The organism is Methanococcus voltae (genome assembly GCF_017875395.1).
Taxonomy (GTDB): Archaea; AGJL01; Methanococci; order Methanococcales; family Methanococcaceae; genus Methanococcus; species Methanococcus voltae_C.
Window position 1 is genome coordinate 1 of record NZ_JAGGMO010000009.1, and the last position, 22,892, is coordinate 22,892.

The window sequence follows — 22,892 nt, forward strand, 5'->3', positions numbered from 1 at the left end:
ATTAAAACAAGGATTGAAACCCATATACTCGAGCCCTTGCGTCCTCAGTCCCTGCATTGTCACAGTGGCAATTCCATTAAAACAAGGATTGAAACTAGTCAATGCCTGTATTTCCACCATTAAGCACACCAGTCACAGTGGCAATTCCATTAAAACAAGGATTGAAACACTTTGAATTCTTGTTCATTGATATATATAATTTCAGTCGCAGTGGCAATTCCATTAAAACAAGGATTGAAAGCCCAACTGCCTCTGGGCGATTGGCATTTACTCAAATCGGAGATTTGATATTTTTTTACATTTCAAGTCCATCAAAGGATTTTATGAACGAAGTGAATAAAAGGGTTTGGTTGAAAGCCCAACTGCCTTTAAATAAATCTTTCAGATTTATAGCTCGCCAACTACGTTGTCGATGGGCGGACGGCTTCATGTCAAATCGGAGATTTGATATTTTTATTTTCTTATTAAATTCCCATCAAAGGATTTTTACGAGTGAAACGAGTAAAAAGGGTTTGGGATATTCCATTAAAACAAGGATTGAAAGCCCAACTGCCTTAGGGCGGACGGCTTCATGTCAAATCGGAGATTTGATATTTTTTTACATTTCAAGTCCATCAAAGGATTTTATGAACGAAGTGAATAAAAGGGTTTGGTTGAAAGCCCAACTGCCTTTAAATAAATCTTTCAGATTTATAGCTCGCCAACTACGTTGTCGATGGGCGGACGGCTTCATGTCAAATCGTAGATTTGATATTTTTATTACATTTCAAGTCCGTCATCTTAAAAATCTTAGATTTTTGAGATACCTAAAATCTATGATTTTAGTGTAAAGGATTTTTACGAGTGAAACGAGTAAAAATGGTTTGTTTTATGAGCATAGCGAATAAAATGGTTTAGAGTGAAACGAGTAAAAAGGGTTCGATAGAAATTTCAAGTTTTATTTTATCAAATTATGCCTATTCGTAATAATTTCAGAAATCTTTTCTGAATAGATTCTGCTTCAATCTATATTTTAACTCTCAACTTATTTTTCTAAATTTTGGTTTTTTATTGATTTATATACGATTGATAACCCTAAAATCATTTGATGTCTTAATATTCATCTATTTTATGGAGTTTTGAAATATCCTTTTTTTAAAAAAAGTAAAAAAGTAAGTAATATATTATTCAACCACCCTAAATCCATCAGCAGTCCACTCAACGATAATAGGTTCTTCAGGAAGTTCTGTAAGAGTTTCAAAGTATTTTAAAGCAGCTTCAGTTCCTAATCTATCGGAACCAGCTATATATATCAACTTATAATTCTGAATTACAGTTGAAGAGCCTGAAGGTATTGAAATAACTTGTATAATTCCTCTATTTTCCCCAGGATTATCATTAGTTACAGGGATAGAGAATCTATCATTATATTGGTTAGCTATTCTGTTAGCTATTGGCCCACCTACGATAATTGTATCTCCATCTATTTCAGTATCGTCTGAATGTATATTTTCTTTTAAGTTTTCAGCTAACTGTTTATCGAAGCTACTTCCGTAAACTACGTTTGAATCTGAAACTGTCCTTCTTAAAGACTTAGAATCGATACTAGTGGAAGCATCTATTGTTCTATGTCTATTATTGTTATTTGAAGGTACGTGAGTATCTATTGTAAATGTTGTAGTTGTTGAATTACTGTTGTTAGCATTATCGGTAGATGTAACGTTTAATAGATATGTTCCATCGTTTAATGTTTTTTCCGCTACGTAGTAATCTCCTGTTTTAGTTAATGTAACGTTTTCATTAATATTTCCATTAGTTATGTTTGCTTTTACTTCTTTAACTTTAGATCCAGAATCTAAAGAGCTAACGTTTATTAAGAATTTATTAGTTTTTAAAGTTCCTGTTGGTGTGTTTATTGATACGTTTGGAGCTGTTGTATCAACTATAAATGTAGTTGTTGAGGATATTGCTTTATTATTTAACGTATCTATTGCATAGATTGTTAAATTGTAATTATTATCTGATAATGTTTTATCTATAATGTAGTAACCATCAGTTAATGTTAAAGTATTATTTTCTCCATTTATGTTTGCCTTTACTTCTTTAATTCCAGTTTTATCAATTACTGTTGCATTTATTGTAATATCGGATTCATTTTGAATTCCAATTGGAGAGTTTAATGTGATTGTTGGGGCAGATGAATCCAAGGTAAAGTTTATTACTTTGGTTTTATTGTAGTTACCTGCTTTATCGTAAGCAGTTATTACATAAGTATAATTACCACTAGACAATGAATTAATTGCAGATGTACTGTATATGTTTCCACCAATGTCATTCATTGTGTAATTATTTTCATTTAATTCAACGGTAACGTTTTTAACTTCCCTATTATCAGTTACTGTTGCATTTATTGTAAATCCTGTGTTTACAATTGTTCTGTTTGGTTTTTCATTTGTTATTACAGGTTTAGTTAAATCAATTATAATTTCATTTGGCTGAGTTTTATTTATATTTCCTAAATTATTCGTTGCATAGATGGTTATATTGTAATCACCTTCTGCTAACGTATTAGTATTTCCAATATAATTGTCAGTATCTTTTGATAAAGTTACGTTTTTATTTACAGCACTAGATTTTATATTTGCCTTTACTTCTTTTATCCCGTAAGTATCGGTTACAGTTGCATTTATTTCAATATCTGATTTATTATATATTGAATTATTTGTAGGTTCTGCTATTTCCATAACCGGTTTAGTTTCATCCACTATGAAGGTAGATTCGTTTGTATAGGTATTTTTATACAAATCTGTTGCAGTTACTTTTAATGTATAAGTACCTGCTTCCAAATTACTTATTAATTTAGTGTGTAAGTTTTCATTGTGCAAATCTTCAGTTAAATCATATTTAAATGTCTCAGTACCTTTTGTTAATGAAATATTAACAGTTGATTTTTCATTAACTGTTACTTGAATATTTGTTGCGATTCCCACTGTTGAACTATCTGTTGGTTTAACTGTAATTATCTTTGGAGCAGTTGTATCAACTGCGAATATTACTTCATCAGTTACGTTTTTATTTCCTACAGTATCTTCCGCATAAACTTTTATAACATATTTGTTATCTGCGAAGTTTCTACTTAATGTGTAGTAATTATCTGTTTTACTTAAAGTTACATTAGTTCCATTTATGTTCGCTATTACTTCTTTTATTGCACTTGAATCGTTTGCAGTTGCATTTATTACAATATCGCTTATATTGTAGATTTTATTGTTTATAGGAGTGTTTATTGATACGTTTGGAGCTGTTGTATCTACTATAAAGCTAATAACTTTCTCATCACTATTTCCTGCAGTATCTTTAACGGATATATTTATATTGTGTAACCCTTCTTTCAATCCACTAGCAGTTCCTGTATATGTTAAATCCGTTGGATTTACAGTCACTGTTTTTTCATCACCCGTTCCTCTATCGATAATTACTGTAGAACTTGAAACTGATTCGTTTACTGTAAAGTTTACTTTAACTTCACTCAAATTGTAGATTTTATTGTTTACTGGTGAATTTACTGTTATTCCAGGTTTAGTTGTATCAACTGAGAATATTATTTCATCGGTTACGTTTTTATTTCCGGCATTATCTTCGGCATAAACCTTTAAACCATGTTTACCATCGGATAACGTTTTACTTACTATGTAATAGTCATTATCTTTATTCATTGTATAGTTAGTTCCGTTTATGATTGCTTTTACTTCTTTTATTCCATATGTATCATTTACAGTTGCATTTATCAACATATAATTTTTAGAATATGTTTTATTATTTATTGGAGTGTTTAATGATACATTTGGCTTGGTTGTATCAACCATAAATGTTATTTCATTTACATTTTTAATACCTAAATTATCTTCAGCGTAAACCTTTAAACTATGTTTACCATCGGATAACGTTTTGCTTAATGTATAATAGTCACCAGTTTTGCTTAATGTTTCATTAGTTCCATTTATGTTTACCTTTACTTCTTTTATACCTATTGCATCTGTTGCATTTATATTTATTAGTATATCTCTTGTATTATAGCTAGTATTGTTTATTGGATTATTTATTATTATTTCAGGTGCTTCTGTATTTACAACAATCCATTGTTTTTTAACACTTCTATGCCCCAGGTTATCAAAAGCATAGAATGTTAATGAGTAATTACCATCAAGTATTCCGTTATATCCTAAGTAGAAGTAATTAGGATACTCTGCAAGTGATACATTCCAATCATCTAGTCCGGACACTATATAATCAACACCGCTTGCATCTACTGCAGTTATATTTACTATAAAATTCTTTACGTTTAATATTGATTTATTAGCTGGCGAATGCACTGTCATTACTGGACCTGTGGTATCCATACATTTTGGTAAATAATCAATAAGACCTGCTTTTATCGAATGTATGTCGTCACAGAAACCATCACCATTATTATCAGGATGAGTTTCAGAGAAACCGGGTCCTGTTGAATTAAACCAGTAGTTTCCACCACCGTTCTCTTTTGTAGTATTTAAGTCATTTGTACATTGATAAGCATCAATATTATACATAGAGTTATTAAAAAAATTGTCATATATTAAATTACCATTTGAAGATTCTAGATATGCACCATACTGATTGTTTAAATAAATACTATTATTGAATACCTCATTACCTGTACTTTGCATGGTATAAAATCCTATACCATTATTGCTGTATATTTCATTACTTTTTATGGTTGAATTCGTAGTATACCATAGTATTATACCATTCCAGTTATTGTGCGCGGTATTGTTTAGTATGGTATTATTTATTCCTTGTACCCTAATGCCAAATCCACAATTTGATGTAGTACTGTTGAAAACAATGCTGTCATCACATTTTTGAAGGTATATACCCTCCTCCATAAAATCTTTTACATTGAGATTTTTTATCGTAACATTTTTAAGTACTACGCCTGATTTATATACTAAAACACCTGTGCTTGCAGCACTATTTTTTCCATCTATTGTAAGTCCTTTTCCATCTAATGTTACATTGTCACTAGTAATTACAATTATATTACCCATATTGTGGGATATACTGTTATTTAAATAATACTTTCCCGGCGTATCTATCGTATCGGGTCCAGATATCGGCGTATCTGCATATGTAGTATTGATTGCTAACATTGTCACCATTAGTACCATAAAAAATGCTATTTTGTAGTTTTTTTTCATATTATCCTCCATTATATTTTACATAATTATTTATTTTTTTAATTGAATATATAATTATTTATTTAAATTGGGCATATTATAATATTAAATAACTTTAAAACAGTAATATATATTAAAAAAAAGATGAATAAGAGGAATGAAATAAATTTATAAGTTGATAATTAGGAATATTAATCATTTTTTGGTAAAATAATATATGTATAGCCGTCTTCTTTTTTAACAAATTCACATTTGTCTAAATCTACGTTTTCGTTAAATAATTCCTTTATTTCAGATTTAATCATTTCTAAAATTTCTTTATTTGAAATTGGTTCATCAATATCTACATCCATATGTACTATTAAAGAATCTTTTTCTTTATTATTTTCAAAAGGTATAATTTCAAAAGTTCCATATTCATTTCTGAATTTATATAGTATGTTTTCCATCAATTCACCTCGAAACCTATAATAATAAATTTTTATTTAAAGCTTTATATACCTTAATAATTTTTAAATAGTGAAAAATAGTACTAAAATAAAATAGTAAACTGAGGTATACTTGATAAACTAAAATAAAAAAATAAAAAAAAGTAAGTAGTATATTATTCGACTACTCTAAACGAAACTTTTGAAAAAAGCTTCACTCCAAACCATTTTATTCACTTCGTTCATAAAATCCTTTACACTAAAATCATAGATTTTAGGTATTTTAAAAACCGTAGGTTTTTAAGATGATGGATATATTTTGTATTTTTAAAAGTTTCATCAAAAGGTTAGTTAACTACTTTATAACCAGAACTAGTCCGCCCTACAACAATAGGTTCAGTAGGTAACTCTGTAAGAGTTTCAAAGTATTTTAAAGCAGCTTCAGTTCCTAATCTATCGGAACCAGCTATATATATCAACTTATAATTCTGTATTACAGTTGAAGAGCCTGAAGGAATACTTATAACTTGTATAATTCCTCTATTTTCTCCAGGATTATCATTAGTTACAGGGATAGAGAATCTATCATTATATTGGTTAGCTATTCTATTAGATCTAGGCCCTCCGATAATAATGGTATCTCCATCTATTTCAGTATCGTCTGAATGTATATTTTCTTTTAATTCTTTTGCTAACTGTTTATCGAAGCTACTTCCGTAAACTACGTTTGAATTTGAAACTGTCCTTCTTAATGAGCTTGATTCTATGCTTGGTGAATCATCTATTGGTTTACGTTTGTTATTATCGTTATTGTTACTATTTGTTGGCTCTGACCCTAGTACAGAGGTTGATTTTCCACGATATATCGGTAAATAGTCTACGTTTCTTTTTGAAATATTGTATGGTTCATCACAGAAACCGTCTTTATCTAAATCTGCATGAGTTTCAGAGAAACCCGTCCCTTTTGGAGTTATCCAGGTGTTTCCCCCACCTTTCTCTTTGGTAGTGTTCCAATAATTTAGCCCATATCCCATATGTACATTTTTTACATTGTTAAATACATTTTTTACAATATAATTATTATGGGAATTCGATAAAAAGACACCTGTATCCTTGTTTAAACTTATTGTATTATTTATTATTTGATTATTATTAGACAAATCTTCTATGTAAATACCATTTACTATGTTTAAACTTATTGTATTATTTATTACAGGATTACTTTGTGACTTATATATGTGAATACCATATCTAAGGTTTGAATGTACAGTATTCGTTATAACGGTATTATTTTTAGAATGCGATAAATAAATACCACTGTTCTTGTTTGAATTTACAGTATTATTGGTAATTGTGCTATTTTGAGAATACCCCATATAAATACCACTGTTCTTGTTTGAATTTGCAGTATTATTGGTAATTGTGCTATTTTGAGAATTTTCTATATATAGGCCATAACTGTTTGAATTTACAGTATTATTGGTAAAATTACAGTTTGTACTGTACTGTGCGGTTATTCCAAAATTTGCACCTGATATATTTAAATTCTCGACAAGCATATTTGAACAGTTCATAAGTATTACTTGCCCAGCGTCTTCGGGAACTTTTCCAGTATTGTTATTTTTGTAATAGTAAATTGGTCTACCGTTCATCGTGTTATTTTTGATTGTATGCGTATTTGTACCACCAATGCGGTCGTATGTATTTCCCACCCTAATTCCACGGATATCTAACGAATTATTGACGAGAATACAGCCATGTGAAGAATAATCTATCACAATATCATTAATACTATTTGAATTTGCAGTATTATTTTTAATAGTATTATTCTTGGAATTATCTATATACATACCATTTTTGTTTGAATTTATTCTGTTATTTATAATGGGGGTATTTGGGGAATTAAATATGTGTATACCACATTCGCTTGAATCTGCAGTATTATTTACAAAGAAGCTGTTCGGAGAGCTCCATAGTGTAATGCCATAATTGCTTGAACTTACAGTATTATTTATAATAGTGCTGTTTGGAGATTTTTCCAAATGAATACAAGCATCTCCCCTCGAACTTACAGTATTATCTATAACAGAGGAATTGGGACAATTATAAGTATAAATATCCCGTGTTATGCCTGAACTTACGGTATTATTTATAATAGTGCTGTTTGGGCAGTCTATTAAATGGATATTATAATCACCATTTGACTTTAGATTATTATTTATAATGGATATGTTAGTTACATTAATCATATGGATACCCATATGGTATCCAGATATATTCGTATTTTTTATTGTAATGTTTTTTAAATTTTGTCCATAAATACCCCGTGCTAAACCATTATTGGAAATTAAAGGAGCGGCTCTACCTATAATTGTTACATCATCAGATTTAATTACGATGGCATCGTACTGGGTAGTTGGTAGGGTATGGTCAATGTAATAAATCCCTGGTCCGCATATCGTACGTCCAGCTGGTTCATAACCTACGTTAGTGGTTTCATATTCTGCATAAACTGTATTTATGGATAATATCGCTATTATCAATAGTATAAAAAATATTAGATTATTATTTAGTTTCATTATTTACCCCTTAATATATTAATAAATTAGATATTTTAATTATTTAATAAATAATTATTTATTTAAATCCCGAAGCAAACGAAAAAATTAACCTATAAAATAATAATCTAAAAATAAGTAAAAAATAAGTAAAAAAAGTAAATTAGTATTTATAATTTGGATTAGGTTCAAATGAAATATTTTTAGTTTCTTTATCAATTTTTACAAGAATTCCAAGATATTCCATTTCTTCTAAATCTTTTGAAAGCATATATTGTGCTAATTCACTACAAATTTGAAGTATTTCATTATCTATATTATTTTGTAATTTTAACATCTTTTTCTTACTCGTAGCTTCTTCCAAATCTGCTTTAACTAACGCCATTGTCGTGTAGTTGTTTATCATTGTAGCTATTGCTAATTCTTCTTTATCTTCTTCAGTAGCTAATTTACCCAATATTTTTTTAGTTTTCATTTTATTTCCTCGGTTTATTTTGTGATTATTATTATTATTATTATTATTGCCATTATTATTTTTTTATTTATTTTAATAACTTAGTTTATTAAGTTATTTTATTAATTTTATTACAAAATTATGATTTATACTAGATTCATCAGTTGTAGAGTAATCAAGGATTTTGGTGCCATCGCATTTGTTTAATTCTTCACTACTAAATATGTTCCCATCTACTTTTAACGCCCCATTATGTACTAAATCCTGAAGTTTACTGATAATATCAAATTTACCCGTATCTTCTTCCCAGGTATCTTCAGGAAGTTCATTACAAAGCTGTAAAAATGTATAATTTTCCGTACTATTGGCATAATGGTTATTTACCACATCTACAATATTATTTTTTATTCTAGTCTCCCAAGCCAAATACTTCTGCTCTTCTTCGCTGATTTCTTTTTCAACTTCTTCATCAACTTCATAAGGGATTAATTCAAATGAAACAGTTGCATTTTTTTCATTTTCCTTATTGAGCTTAATTTTGTGGTCAAAAAATTCTACTTCTTCCAAATCGTTTGAAATCATATTATCTGCTAAATCTAACTTTATATTTTCCATCTGTTCTTCGATAAAGCTTTTTAATTGTAATATTTTTCTTCTATTGGTTGCACCATCTAAATCTTCCAAAAACATCCTGTTTAATTCATATGTCCTAAACATGTCTATTATAAACAATTCTTTAAGATCTTCTTCGGATAAATTACTTAAAAGTTTTTTACTTGCCAAATTTTCACCAGTTGAGATACTAACTTAATTATGGATTTATTAAATTATTAATTTTATCAGATAATTATTTTATTAGCATTACCATCATTTTTATTAGTTATTATTTAAAATTGCCATATATTCAAATCTTTTTCCATTTTTACGTTTAATAATTTTATTATTTTTAACCAGTAACTCCAAATCATTCCTTGCAGTATCGTAGGCAACAAAAAACATGTTTTGAACTTCTTTGATAGTAACATACTTTTCAGGGTTATTATAAAAATATCTAAGAATATCCGCTTGTCTTGAATTTAGGGCAGTATTTTCATAAAACTCCTCGCCAATATCCACTAGTTCTTTTTCTCGTCTAGATATATATCTATTCATTTCCTCGATTGATTTTTCAATGGCGTCTAAATTATAATTTATAAAGTAGGTTAAATCATTTTCATCCGTTTCAGAATACAAATAGGCTTTTGCATACTTCTTTTTAGCATTTTTCAATATTCTTGAAATGGCAGTATACCTAAATCCAACGTAGCCTCTCGAAAGTACGTACCAATAGAATATCGCTCGTGCAGTTCTTCCGTTTCCGTCGTTAAATGGGTGAATATAACCAATTAAAAAGTGAAGAATTATCCCTTTTATTATTGGCGGTATAAAATACCCATCTTCATCAGAATTTGCAAAATTGCAAAACTCTTCCATTAGTTCAGGGATTTCTGCGTATTTAGGGGGCGTATGGTAAGTAATACCAACGTCTAAGTTATCGCCCACAACTATTTCATCGTTATCTCGATATTGCATCTCATCTTTTTTATCATTCAACGTATCTTCTGTTATCGACCTATGAAGCTCCAAAATAACTTCGGGAGTTAATTGCTCGTTTATAAGGTTATCATAGATGTATTCCATCGTAATATATCCATTATATATCATTTTTTCAGAGTTATTTGTAGGCTTTTTCTGTTGAAGAATCATTTCTTTAGCTTTTTTACGAGTTGTAGTAGCTCCTTCAATTTGACTCGATGCAATTGCCTCTTCGATTAGGGAAGCTATAAGATATTTTTTCTTATATTTTTCGTTTACATTTTTAAGGCCAATATTCATTTCCCCGAAAGTTGCCTTATCAATTTCATGTATCCTCTTCAATAAGGTGTTTGTTAAGCAATATTTAAAACTATACCCTTTTATTTTAAAATTCTGGTTTTTAAAAGCCCTTAATAATTGTAATATAAACCAAAGTTCTTTTTTATCCATGCTGAAATCTTTATATTTTAAATCATCCCAATGAACGTAATTTACATTCAATAGTATTTCTTTTTCTTTTTCAGGAACATTTAATTCTTCGCCCTTAACTATAGAATTTATTAAATTAAAATACTTTAAAATACTTAAAAAGTCCAATTTAAATTTTTTATCATCATTGGAACTTAAATTTATGCCGTTAGTTGTATTAAGACCAAAATCACTCATTAAATCTAGCATATTCGGTGGTTTTTCAGGAATTTTCATAACTTCACCATCCGTACCAACTACCAATTTGGTAGATTTTGGTAGGTATTGGTAGTAAGTTATGAAGTTTGACACTTATATACTTATCTACCAATTTGGTAGATTTTGGTAGATTTTGGTAGATTTTGGTAGATTTTGGTAGATTTTGATATTAAATTAATCCTTAACTATATATCTAATAATTAAAATATTTTAATATATATTATTTATAAATGAGGGGAAAATAATGAAGATATGTATCAAAATAGTACTTTTTATGTTACTAATGGTGACGATGTTGGCTGTTAATACGGTATATGCAGATACTGAAATAAATAGTAGCGATTATACCATCAATAAATCAGGTAAATATTATTTAGCAAAAAATATAATTTGTAATGATAGCAATAATTGTATATCTATTACTTGCAACGATGTAGTTATAGATGGTAAGGGTTTTGCATTAGATGGGAATAATTCTGGAAGTAATGGGATTTATATGGCAGTAATGTTTACCCAACTCCGAAATATAACTATAAAAAATTTAAAGATAAGAAATTTTACAAATAGTGGAATTTATCAATATGGTGCTGTTTCTGGCTTAATTAAAAATAATACCCTATACCATAACGGGATGGGTGGAATTACAGCATATGATACTCACCGTTATGAGATTGTAAATAATAATATATCTTCAAATGAAGGGTATGGTTTTACCGCGTATTATTCAGATAATAATAACATAATAAATAATACCGTAGGACAAAATAATTATCATGGAATACACCTATACGATTCGCTACGTAACATGTTGGAAAATAATATTTTATCAAAAAATAAGTGGCACGATATACAGGTAGCAAGTTCCGACCGAACTACGATTAAAAATACAACCGTATCTTCAAATGATTCATTAGGAATTGCAATTTTAGATTCAAAATATAATGTTTTAACCAATAATTCGTTAAAAAGTGGTGGTATATCCATTACAGGTCGTTTTTTGGAAAATTGGAACACACATACCTTTGAAAATAATACGGTCGATGGAAAACCAATTTATTATTATAAAGACGTTAATAATACTACCGTACCAGAAGATGCTGGACAAATAATACTTGCAAACTGTAATGGTTTTTTAATTGAAAATATAAACGTCTCTAATCTTTTTACAGGTTTACAAATGGTTTATTCGTCAAATAATCTATTAAATAATGTTAATGTATCAAATTCTAAAAATGGAATGTTAATTCATATGTCCCATAATAATAGTTTCATAAATAATAAAATTTACTTAAATAATAATTACGGTATTTATTTACAACTTTCAGATAATAATACAATATATAATTGCGATATTTCAAATAATAGAGAAGGATTTAAATTTTCCGGTAATAATAACAACACTATAAACAATAATTTATTAAAAAATAATGAAATTGGTATGTATTTAAGTAATTTAAATAATAATTCGATATATAACAACACATTTAACAATACGGAAAATACCAAAACAGGTAGAATCATTGGTTTAAATCATTGGAATACCACAAAAGAGAACGGTGGTGGAAACTACTGGTTTACTCCAAACGGAACAGGCTTCTCTGAAACTCATGCAGATTTAGATAACGACGGTTTCTGTGATGAAATATACAATATTTCAAAAGGAAACATAGATTACTTACCAAAATGTTTTAAAAGAGAAGAACCGGCACCTAAACCAAGCAATAATAACAATAATAGGCATAGAACAATAGATGCTTCACCAAGCATAGAATCAAGCTCATTAAGAAGGACAGTTTCAGATTCAAACGTAGTTTACGGAAGTAGCTTCGATAAACAATTAGCTGAAAATCTAAAGGAAAATATACATTCAGACGATACTGAAATAGATGGAGATACCATTATTATCGGAGGGCCAATAGCTAATAGAATAGCTAACCAATATAATGATAGATTCTCTATCCCTGTAACTAATGATAATCCTGGAGAAAATAGAGGAATTATACAAGTTATTTCAATTCCTTCAGGTTCTTCAACTATAGTTCAAAGTTATAAGTTAATCTATATAGCTGGTTCTGATAGATTAGGAACTGAAGCTGCTTTAAAATACTTTGAAACTCTTACAGAGTTACCTACTGAACCTATTATCGTTGAGTGGACTAGTTCTGGTTGTAAGGTAGTTAACTAACCTTTTGATGAAACTTTTTTCAAAAGTTTCGTTTCATTACTTACTTTTTTTACTTTTTTAGATTATGTTGGTATTACTCAAAGTATTTTTATAAGCTCATAGTATGATATAATATATTTTTATAATCATTTAGTAATACTTTATATTAAATGTGTATGATTTATATAGTTGGTTATCTTAAGTAGTAATCGGCAGTATTCGTAAACGGGAGGTTAAAATTATGCCTAAATTAATCATTTGTGGCCGTGGAGGTTGTGGAAAAAGTACCTTAATCACACTCATGGCTCAGAAAATTGAAGAACAAGGAAAAAAGGTCTTAATTGTAGATTCGGATGAATCCAACCTCGGTCTTAGTGCCATGGTAGGGATAGAATCTCCAGAAAAAACTCTTATGAATTATTTGGGGGGTAGACCTATATTGGATGGTAAGTTAATGGAAGTTTTCCTAAATGGCGGGATTGAGCAATTAGATCTCTTTTCAGAGACTTCATTAGATAAACTCCCATCCGAATTTGTTAGTTGGAATGGAAACAAAGGCTTTATGCAAATTGGGAAAATAGAACACAACAATGAGGGCTGTGCATGCCCTATGGGTGTAGTAGGAAATGATTTCTTAAATAAACTTATTTTAAATCAAAATGAGTGGGTTTTAATAGATACCGAGGCTGGAGTGGAACACTTTGGACGTGGAACTGTTGAAGAAGTAGACGCTGTGATTATGGTGGTTGACCCATCTAACGATGCAGTTTTGTTGAGTGAAAAAATATCGAAATTATCTAATGACGCAGGTAAACCCTTTGGAATTGTTCTAAATAGAGTTGACGATGAAACAAAGGTAATACTCGAAGATGCCATTTCAAAGAAGAAAATTTCTATTATGGGTGCCATACCATATTCAAAGACAATGGCTCGTGAAAATCTTGTAGGAAACAGGCTTGATAATAATATGGTCGAAGGTAACGTAGGGGAAATACTAAAAAATCTTGAAAATTAATAATTAAAATAAATAAAAACATAATTTTTCTTTTTTTAAATATATCGTTTTAAAACATTCCTTAATATCGTATATCATCCCAAAAATTTGATTATAATAGCATATTTATAAAACTATATAATGATTTTATAAATTTTTTAAAAAACTAAATATCTCCATCTATTTCAGTATCGTCTGAATGTATATTTTCTTTTAATTCTTTTGCTAACTGTTTATCGAAGCTACTTCCGTAAACTACGTTTGAATCTGAAACAGTTCTTCTTTAATTGTAACAATTAATTGTAATAGAATCTCCCCCCTAGAATATCAAATTACTGTTTAAATAATAGTTACCTGGCTTATTATTGTAGTTTGACCAGTTATACGCATATCCATGTAACTACAATTAAAAGATAGAGTTATTGCTAGTAATAGCATATATAATATTATTTTATCATTTTTCATGTTATTCCATAAATCTTATACCATAATTATTTCGTTAATTAAATAACTAATTAGCAATTAAAATAATGCCAAAAAAAGTTATAAAATTAAAAGATGTTAAAATTATAAAATAATTATGAAATAAGTGTGACATAATATCAATAATATAAAGTAAATAGGGTTAATTTATTGTTTTTTTCCATAATTACACCTAATTAAAAATTTAAATCACTAATTATTTATTTTATTAAATGGCTAATTAATTTATTAGATATATCATAATAAAGTTATAATAAAGTTATAATAAATTACAAACCGATAATGGTGAATATATGAAAAAAAGTTGTTTTAAATTGACATTTTTTGTATTATTGGTAACAATAGTATTGTCCCTTAATTCAGCATATGCAGACACTGAAATAAGTGGCCCCTACAATATTAGCACGCCAGGGAATTACTATTTAATAAACAATATAACTCCAGGGGAACTTGGAGAAAATGATGCAATAATAAATATTTTTTGCAGTAACGTAACCTTGGATGGTAAGGGATATACCATAAAGGGAAATTATAATTCATATGGTATAGTAGTACGTAAAAATCCCAAATTTATAAAAAATATCACAATAAAAAATTTTAAAATGGAAAATTTAGAGAGATTTGGAATTTGTATCATGAATACAACTAATTCTCATATATTAAATAACACTGTCAATTCAGCATATGATTCAATTGCATTGATGAATTCATCAAATAACACTATTAAAAATAACAATGTTTCATTATCTGTACGTACAGGTATCGAAGCAGTAATGGGCAGTAATAACAATACCATTATTAATAACACTGTTTCAAATTGCCAATTTGGAATTGATATGGGTAAATCGTTAAATAACACTGTGATAAATAATACATTGTACAATGCAGGGATATGCGTTGGTGGAGATTATTATGGTAACCTTAATCCTAATATTATGCAATGGATTAATCATACAATAGTAAATAACACCGTAAATGGAAAACCAATTTACTATTACAAAAATAATATTACTGGAAAAGTTCCAAAGGATGCTGGACAAGTAATACTCGTAAATTGTTCAAATATGAATGTTGAAAACTTGACCCTAAATAACGTTTCAATGGGCATAGACCTTGGTTTCTGTTCAAATATAACCGTTAAAAACATTACCATGGGTAATAATTCAATGGCAAATATTTTGGCATATCAGTTACATAATAGTAGTATTTCAAACAATACTATTGGTTCAGGAAAATATGGAATTTCACTACATTATTCAAATAACAATACAATTTGTAATAACAATATTTCAAAGTTTAGCGAGGTAGGAATTATAGTTGCTACCCACTGTACGAATAATACAATTGAAAACAATGAACTCTACAAAAATAATATAGACTGTATGTTGGACAATTCTTTTAACAATACTATAAAATCCAATAAATTTACTATGGGTGGTCTTACAATTCGTGGATCACAAAAACAATACTGGAATACACACAATATCACAGATAACACCGTAAATGGAAAACCAATTTACTATTACAAAAATAACAATTCAGAAAAAGTGCCAGAAGATGCAGGACAAGTAATACTTGCAAATTGTTCAAATATGAATGTTGAAAATTTAGCTATAAATAACGTTTCAATAGGTATAAGCCTTGGTTTCTGTTCAAATATAACAGTTATAAACACTAACATGACAAATATATACGATTACGGAGTATATTGTAGTAAGTCACCCAATACAACAATTAATAATACTAGAATAGTTGGTATTCCATATCAGGGTTGTGGGATATATTTAAAGTATTCAGAATATAGCTCATGTATAAATAATAACATAGTTTCAGTTAGTGTCGGCATACTTACCACATATTCAAACAACTTAAAACTAATTAATAACGACATATCATCTAAATCTACGAATTTAGCATTTATAACATCGGATAATTCAGAAATAGCTTCTAATAAAATATACAATAGTGCTTTAGGAATATACCTAAATGCAAAAAATACTAAAATATATAATAATTATATATATTCAAATAATAATGGATTATTACAAGATAATCCAAATAATAACTCAATATATAACAATACATTTAACAATACAAGAAATGTTCTCGTATATGATATTATGGGATTAAATTACTTCAACACTACAAAAGAGAACGGTGGTGGAAACTACTGGTTTACACCAGAAGGAACAGGTTTCTCTGAAATAACGCCTGACAAAGACGGAGACGGTTTCTGTGATGAAATATACAATATTTCAAAAGGAAACATTGATTACTTACCAAAATGTTTTAAAAGAGAAGAACCGGCACCTAAACCAGGCAATAATAACAATAATAGGCATAGAACAATAGATGCTTCCACTAGTATCGATTCTAAGTCTTTAAGAAGAACTGTTTCAGAATCATCAGTAGTTTACGGAAGTAGCTTCGATAAACAGTTAGCTGAAAATCTAAAGGAAAATATACATTCAGACGATACTGAAATAGATGGAGATACCATTATTATCGGAGGGCCTAGATCTAATAGAATAGCTAACCAATATAATGATAGATTCTCTATCCCTGTAACTAATGATAATCCTGGAGAAAATAGAGGAATTATACAAGTTATAAGTATTCCTTCAGGCTCTTCAACTGTAATACAGAATTATAAGTTAATCTATATAGCTGGTTCCGATAGATTAGGAACTGAAGCTGCTTTAAAATACTTTGAAACTCTTACAGAACTTCCTGAAGAACCTATTATCGTTGAGTGGACCAGTTCTGGTTATAATGTAGTTAACTAACCTTTTGATGAAACTTTTAAAAATACAAAATATATCCATCATCTTAAAAACCTACGGTTTTTAAAATACCTAAAATCTATGATTTTAGTGTAAAGGATTTTATGAACGAAGTGAATAAAATGGTTTGGAGTGAAGCTTTTTTCAAAAGTTTCGTTTCATTACTTACTTTTTTTAGTTTTTCATCTTAATTATATTTTAGTTCTATTTTAATCATGTATTATTTCTTATTTTTTTATCAAATTTTGCAATAGTTATATAAATTAAGAATTCATATATGTAACTATAATTTATGATGTGAATATCTATGTTAAAAAGGAAAAAATACTACGGAAATGACCCCATAAAAAAACTTATGAACGACCCTGAAAAAGCGGAAAAATACTATAAGGTCGCATTTTTACTAAATATTTGGATGTGGTTTTCAATTTTCTTGGGTTCATTGATATTTATATATTGGACATATATCTCACTATCCTAGGAATCCAAAATTATAAAAGAGTTGGTTTAAATGAATGAATATGTAATATACTTTACATTGTTTACTTTGGTTATAGGAGCATTCTCCTCTTTAAAGTTATGCTTTCATAAAAATACTTCAAACGTTTTAATTGGTGAAGGATTATTAGCTATCATCGTAGCTACATTTTTAATTGTTATCAATGAAATATATTACATAGGTTTTGCGCAGTCTGTAGCATTATTTTTGCTAATCTGCGGACCAGTTGGCACATTGGCATTCTCAAAAACTATGATAAAGGGTAATTCAAAAATTACTACAAAAGAAAATTAATTTTTAAATACCTGTTAATTCTACTTTTTTAGTTTTTATATTATTATTTTATTATTATTTTATTATTTTATTATTTTATTAATTAATTTTTAATTTTATTTTCTACTTTTTTTTAGTTTTTATATATTCTATTTTTTATATTATTTAGATAGTTTATTTATGTCTAGATTTAAATCAATAATTATATATTCAATTAATTAAATAACTAATTTTATAATACACTGGAGGATAATATGAACAAAAACTACAAAATAGCACTTTTTATGTTACTAATGGTAACAATGTTAGCAATCAATACTACATATGCAGATACGCCGATATCTGGACCCGATACGATAGATACGCCGGGAAAGTATTATTTAACAAATAATATAACAGTTTCCAGTGGTCGAGTTATTGTAATTACCAGTGACAATGTAACATTGGATGGAAAAGGCTTTACTATAAAAGATAATGATAGCATTAATGTTTTAGACTATGGTATTTATGTACCTAATGTAAAGAATATTACAATAAAAAACTTTAATATATCTACTATTGGTTACGGTATTAGAATCGAAGGGTCTGAAAATACCGCCCTAATTAATAATACTTTAAATTCAAATTACCATAATATCAATATAAAATCTTCAAAAAATTCAACCATTCTTAACAATACGATAATTTCTAGTGATATTTCAGGTATATCAATATCAGATTCACCTAACACTAGTATTATAGGCAATAATGTAAGTTTAAACAAAGATTGGAGTATAGCCATATCTGGAACTTCTAATGATTTAGTTATTTCAAATAACAACGTAAGTTTAAATAAAAATGGTGTTAAACTACATGACTTACATAATGCAGATATTAGTGGTAATAATATAAGTTCAAATAACAATCGTGGTATTGACCTATATAATGTATATAATCTAACTATTGCTAATAACAATATAAGTTCAAATACAAATTATGGTATTGTTGCTGCTGAAATAACAAATATATCCATTATAAACAATACTATAAACTCAAATACGGCCAATGGTATTCATATGTATGAGGTCGTTAGTCCTATTACAATCATAGGCAATAATGTAAGCTCAAATCTAGATAATGGTATTTATATCAAGAGTTCTAATAACAATTTCATTATAAATAACACTGTAGATTCAAACACTGTTAATGGTATATATCTAGAGAGTTGCGATAATAATTCTATATGGAATAATAATGCAAGTTCAAACAAACAGGGTATTTATGTGCGAAATTCAAACAATAACACAGTTTTAAATAATAATGCAAGTTCAAACAAACAGGGTATTTATTTAGAAAATTGTGATAATACCTCCATTATAAATAATACTGCAAGTTCAAACGATCAGGGTATTTTCGTATACTACTCCAATAATAACTCCATTATAAATAATACTGCAAGTTCAAACGATCAGGGTATGTATTTAGCTAATTCTAATAATAACACAGTTTTAAATAATAATGCAAGTTCAAACAATAATGGTATTTTCGCATACTACTCCAATAATACCTCCATTATAAATAACACTTTAAATTCAAACACTGTTAATGGTATTTATTTAGAAAGTTCAAATGATAACTCCTTTATAAATGCTACTGCAAATTCAAACATTTTCGGCATTTACATATACAAGTCCAATAATAACTCCATTATAAATAGTAATGTAAATTCAAACAATAATGGTATTTATGTGCGAAATTCTAATAATACCGCCTTTATAAATAATACTGCAAATTCAAATAATGATAAGAGTATTTACCTACAATATTCCAATAATAATTCCTTTATAAATAATACTGCAAATTCAAATAATAATGGTATTTACGTATACTATTCCAATAATAATTCCTTTATAAATACCAATGTAAATTCAAACAGTGATAATGGTATTTATTTACGAAATTCTGATAATAATTCCTTTATAAATAATAATGCAAGTTCAAACAATAATGGTATTTACCTACAATATTCCAATAATACCGCCTTTATAAATAATACTGCAAATTCAAACATTGTTAATGGTATTTATTTAGAAGATTCTAATAATAACTCCGTTATAAATAATACTTTAAATTCAAACGTTGATAGGGGTATTTATTTACGAAATTCTAATAATAACTCCATTATAAATACTAATGCAAATTCAAACAAACAGGGTATTTATGTAGACTATTCAAATAATACTCACATTATAAATAATACTTTAAATTCAAACATTTTTGGTATTTATTTAGGTATTTCTGATAATAACTCTCTTATAAATAATACTTTAAATTCAAGTGATACTTGTATAGAATTGGAAGATTCACAAAATAATACATTTATTGAAAATTCATTGACGAACGGTATTGATATAGAAGGAAGTTCTTTATTACAATATAATAGCCATACGATACTAAATAACACAGCAAATGGTAAACCAATTTACTACTATAAAAATAACAATACAGGAAAAGTTCCAGAAGATGCTGTACAGGTAATACTCGCAAACTGTTCGAATATGATTGTTGAAAATTTGAATTTATCCAATGTATGTAATGGACTATTTATGATATATAGCTCAAATTGTTCAGTAAAAAATAATGATATAAGTTCAAACGGTTGCGGTATTTATTTAGTTAATTCTACTGATAACTCCATTATAAATACTAATGCAAGTTCAAACACCGAGGGTATTTATTTACGAAATTCTGATAATAACTCCATTATAACCAATAATGCAAATTCAAACCTGGTAGGTATTTATTTACGAAATTCTAATAATACTTCCATTATAAATACTAATGCAAATTCAAACTATTATGGTATTTATTTAGACCATTCTAATAATAACTCCATTATAAATAATAATGCAAATTCAAACATTTTTAATGGTATTTTATTAGGTAATTCGAATGATAACTCCTTTATAAATAGTAATGCAAATTCAAACAATGATAAAGGTATTTTCCTATTATATTCAAACAATACCTCCTTTATAAATAATACTGCAAGTTCAAACGCTGTTAATGGTATTTATTTAGAAAGTTCAAATGATAACTCCTTTATAAACAATTTATTTAATAATACGAAAAATATAGAATTCCAAGGGGTTAGTTCAAACTACTGGAGTACTACAAAAGAGAAAGGTGGAGGAAACTATTGGGCAACTCCAAACGGAACAGGTTTCTCTGAAACTCATAACGATTCAGATAACGACGGTTTCTGTGACGAAATATACAATATATCCTTAGGTAACATAGATTACTTACCGATTTCTGGCAAAAAAGTAGAACCAACGCCTGAGCCACAGCCTGAGCCAACATACAACAGAAATAATAACAATAAAAAATTAGATGCTTCACCAAGCATAGAATCAAGCTCATTAAGAAGGACAGTTTCAAATTCAAACGTAGTTTACGGAAGTAGCTTCGATAAACAGTTAGCAAAAGAATTAAAAGAAAATATACATTCAGATGATACTGAAATAGATGGAGATACAATTATCGTAGGTGGACCAATAGCTAACAGAATAGCTAACGTTTACAACGATAGATTCTCTATCCCTGTAACTAATGATAATCCTGGAGAAAATAGAGGAATTATACAAGTTATAAGTATTCCTTCAGGCTCTTCAACTGTAATACAGAATTATAAGTTAATCTATATAGCTGGTTCCGATAGATTAGGAACTGAAGCTGCTTTAAAGTACTTTGAAACTCTTACAGAGTTACCTACTGAACCTATTATCGTTGAGTGGACTAGTTCTGGTTATAAGGTAGTTAACTAACCTTTTGATGAAGCTTTTTTCAAAAGTTTCATTTCATTTTTTACTTTTTTACTTTTTTTAGATTGTTTTAATCGTAATCTATATATTTTAAATTAAACTGATTAATTATAATTAATAATTTAAAAATTTAAAATATTTGAAAAGGCGATAATTATGATATTACGAGGACATGTTTTTTCTAACGTATTGGAAATGGAAACAGGGATAACGGCGGTTATACCTAATGAATTTAACCCTGATGAAAAATATAAAGTAATATATTTATTACATGGTATGTGTGGTAGAAGTGGAGATTGGGTTGATTATACCATGCTACCCGTTTACGCAAACGATTATCACACTATTTTCATAATGCCCGAAGTTATACGGAGTTTTTACACAGATATGAAGTATGGCCAAAAATTCTTTAAATATGTTACAGAAGAATTACCTACATTATGTAGAAGTGTTTTTAATATATCTGATAAACGTGAAGATACAGGAATTATTGGTGCATCCATGGGCGGATATGGAGCTTTAAAAAGTGCATTATCAAAACCTGAACAATACGGGTATTGCTGTGCGTTTTCTTCACCATGTTTATTTTTAAAAGAAGGTATGGATTATCAGCGTGAAAATGAGCATACTGAAGAATTCAAAGCAATGTATGGCGAACAGTTGATTAGAGATTTTCATGCCTGCTTTGGTGAACGTTTGGAATGGATCCCCGAATATGAAATATTAGAACTTGCGAAAAAAGTTAGTGATAATCAGCTTAAACCCAAAATATACTGCAATTGTGGAAACGAAGATTATTTCCTCAATGAAAACATGAGATTTAGTGAAGAAATGAAAAAGCTCGATTTTGACTTTACATTTGAAGAATTACCGGGTAATCATGATTGGTATTTTTTCAATCAGGCTTTGAAAAAATCATTAGAATTTTGCTTTAAATAATATTAAAAGAATATTTATATTTTTAATTTATTGTACTTTCTTTTAGTTTATTCTATT

13 protein-coding genes are annotated in these 22,892 nt (G+C 28.3%); 7 read left to right on the forward strand and 6 right to left on the reverse strand.

Annotation, left to right across the window (positions count from 1 at the left end; all coding sequences use genetic code 11):
• Positions 1-1,163: 1,163 nt before the first annotated feature.
• The 6 genes from J2127_RS08045 to J2127_RS08070 all read right to left on the reverse strand — a co-directional run bounded on the left by J2127_RS08045 (position 1,164) and on the right by J2127_RS08070 (position 10,915).
• Positions 1,164-5,216 carry an Ig-like domain-containing protein gene (locus J2127_RS08045; RefSeq protein ID WP_209733052.1) on the reverse strand — a complete coding sequence of 1,351 codons (4,053 nt, stop codon included), beginning with the start codon at positions 5,214-5,216 and terminating at the stop codon, positions 1,164-1,166.
• Positions 5,217-5,386: 170 nt separating this feature from the next.
• Entirely contained in the window at positions 5,387-5,644 is a 258-nt protein-coding gene (locus J2127_RS08050; RefSeq protein ID WP_209733053.1) for a hypothetical protein, read from the reverse strand.
• A gap of 326 nt (positions 5,645-5,970) precedes the next feature.
• The gene (locus J2127_RS08055) at positions 5,971-8,202 is read right to left on the reverse strand and encodes a NosD domain-containing protein (protein ID WP_209733054.1); all 2,232 of its coding nucleotides are present in this window, start codon (positions 8,200-8,202) and stop codon (positions 5,971-5,973) included.
• Positions 8,203-8,344: 142 nt separating this feature from the next.
• Complete coding sequence (locus J2127_RS08060; RefSeq protein ID WP_209733055.1) at positions 8,345-8,656, reverse strand: hypothetical protein; 312 nt, start codon at positions 8,654-8,656, stop codon at positions 8,345-8,347.
• A gap of 93 nt (positions 8,657-8,749) precedes the next feature.
• Entirely contained in the window at positions 8,750-9,418 is a 669-nt protein-coding gene (locus tag J2127_RS08065; protein WP_209733056.1) for a hypothetical protein, read from the reverse strand.
• 93 nt (positions 9,419-9,511) lie between these two features.
• Positions 9,512-10,915 (reverse strand): Fic family protein, encoded by a 1,404-nt coding sequence (locus J2127_RS08070; RefSeq protein ID WP_209733057.1) that lies wholly within the window; start codon positions 10,913-10,915, stop codon positions 9,512-9,514.
• A 226-nt stretch (positions 10,916-11,141) separates the two neighbouring features.
• Here J2127_RS08070 and J2127_RS08075 point away from each other — a divergent pair, with 226 nt between their 5' ends.
• The 7 genes from J2127_RS08075 to J2127_RS08105 all read left to right on the forward strand — a co-directional run bounded on the left by J2127_RS08075 (position 11,142) and on the right by J2127_RS08105 (position 22,835).
• On the forward strand, positions 11,142-13,082 hold the full coding sequence (locus tag J2127_RS08075; protein WP_209733058.1) for a NosD domain-containing protein: 1,941 nt from the start codon (positions 11,142-11,144) through the stop codon (positions 13,080-13,082).
• Positions 13,083-13,302: 220 nt separating this feature from the next.
• Positions 13,303-14,076 (forward strand): AAA family ATPase, encoded by a 774-nt coding sequence (locus tag J2127_RS08080; protein WP_209733059.1) that lies wholly within the window; start codon positions 13,303-13,305, stop codon positions 14,074-14,076.
• A 755-nt stretch (positions 14,077-14,831) separates the two neighbouring features.
• A complete protein-coding gene (locus J2127_RS08085) occupies positions 14,832-17,324 on the forward strand; it encodes a NosD domain-containing protein (RefSeq protein WP_209733060.1) in 2,493 nt (830 codons plus the stop codon).
• Positions 17,325-17,628: 304 nt separating this feature from the next.
• Positions 17,629-17,802 carry a hypothetical protein gene (locus J2127_RS08090; RefSeq protein ID WP_209733061.1) on the forward strand — a complete coding sequence of 58 codons (174 nt, stop codon included), beginning with the start codon at positions 17,629-17,631 and terminating at the stop codon, positions 17,800-17,802.
• Positions 17,803-17,832: 30 nt separating this feature from the next.
• Positions 17,833-18,114 (forward strand): hypothetical protein, encoded by a 282-nt coding sequence (locus J2127_RS08095; RefSeq protein ID WP_209733062.1) that lies wholly within the window; start codon positions 17,833-17,835, stop codon positions 18,112-18,114.
• 233 nt (positions 18,115-18,347) lie between these two features.
• Positions 18,348-21,899, forward strand: coding sequence for a NosD domain-containing protein (locus tag J2127_RS08100; RefSeq protein ID WP_209733063.1), 3,552 nt, complete (start codon positions 18,348-18,350; stop codon positions 21,897-21,899).
• A gap of 153 nt (positions 21,900-22,052) precedes the next feature.
• The gene (locus J2127_RS08105; protein ID WP_209733064.1) at positions 22,053-22,835 is read left to right on the forward strand and encodes an alpha/beta hydrolase; all 783 of its coding nucleotides are present in this window, start codon (positions 22,053-22,055) and stop codon (positions 22,833-22,835) included.
• The last annotated feature ends 57 nt before the right edge of the window (positions 22,836-22,892 follow it).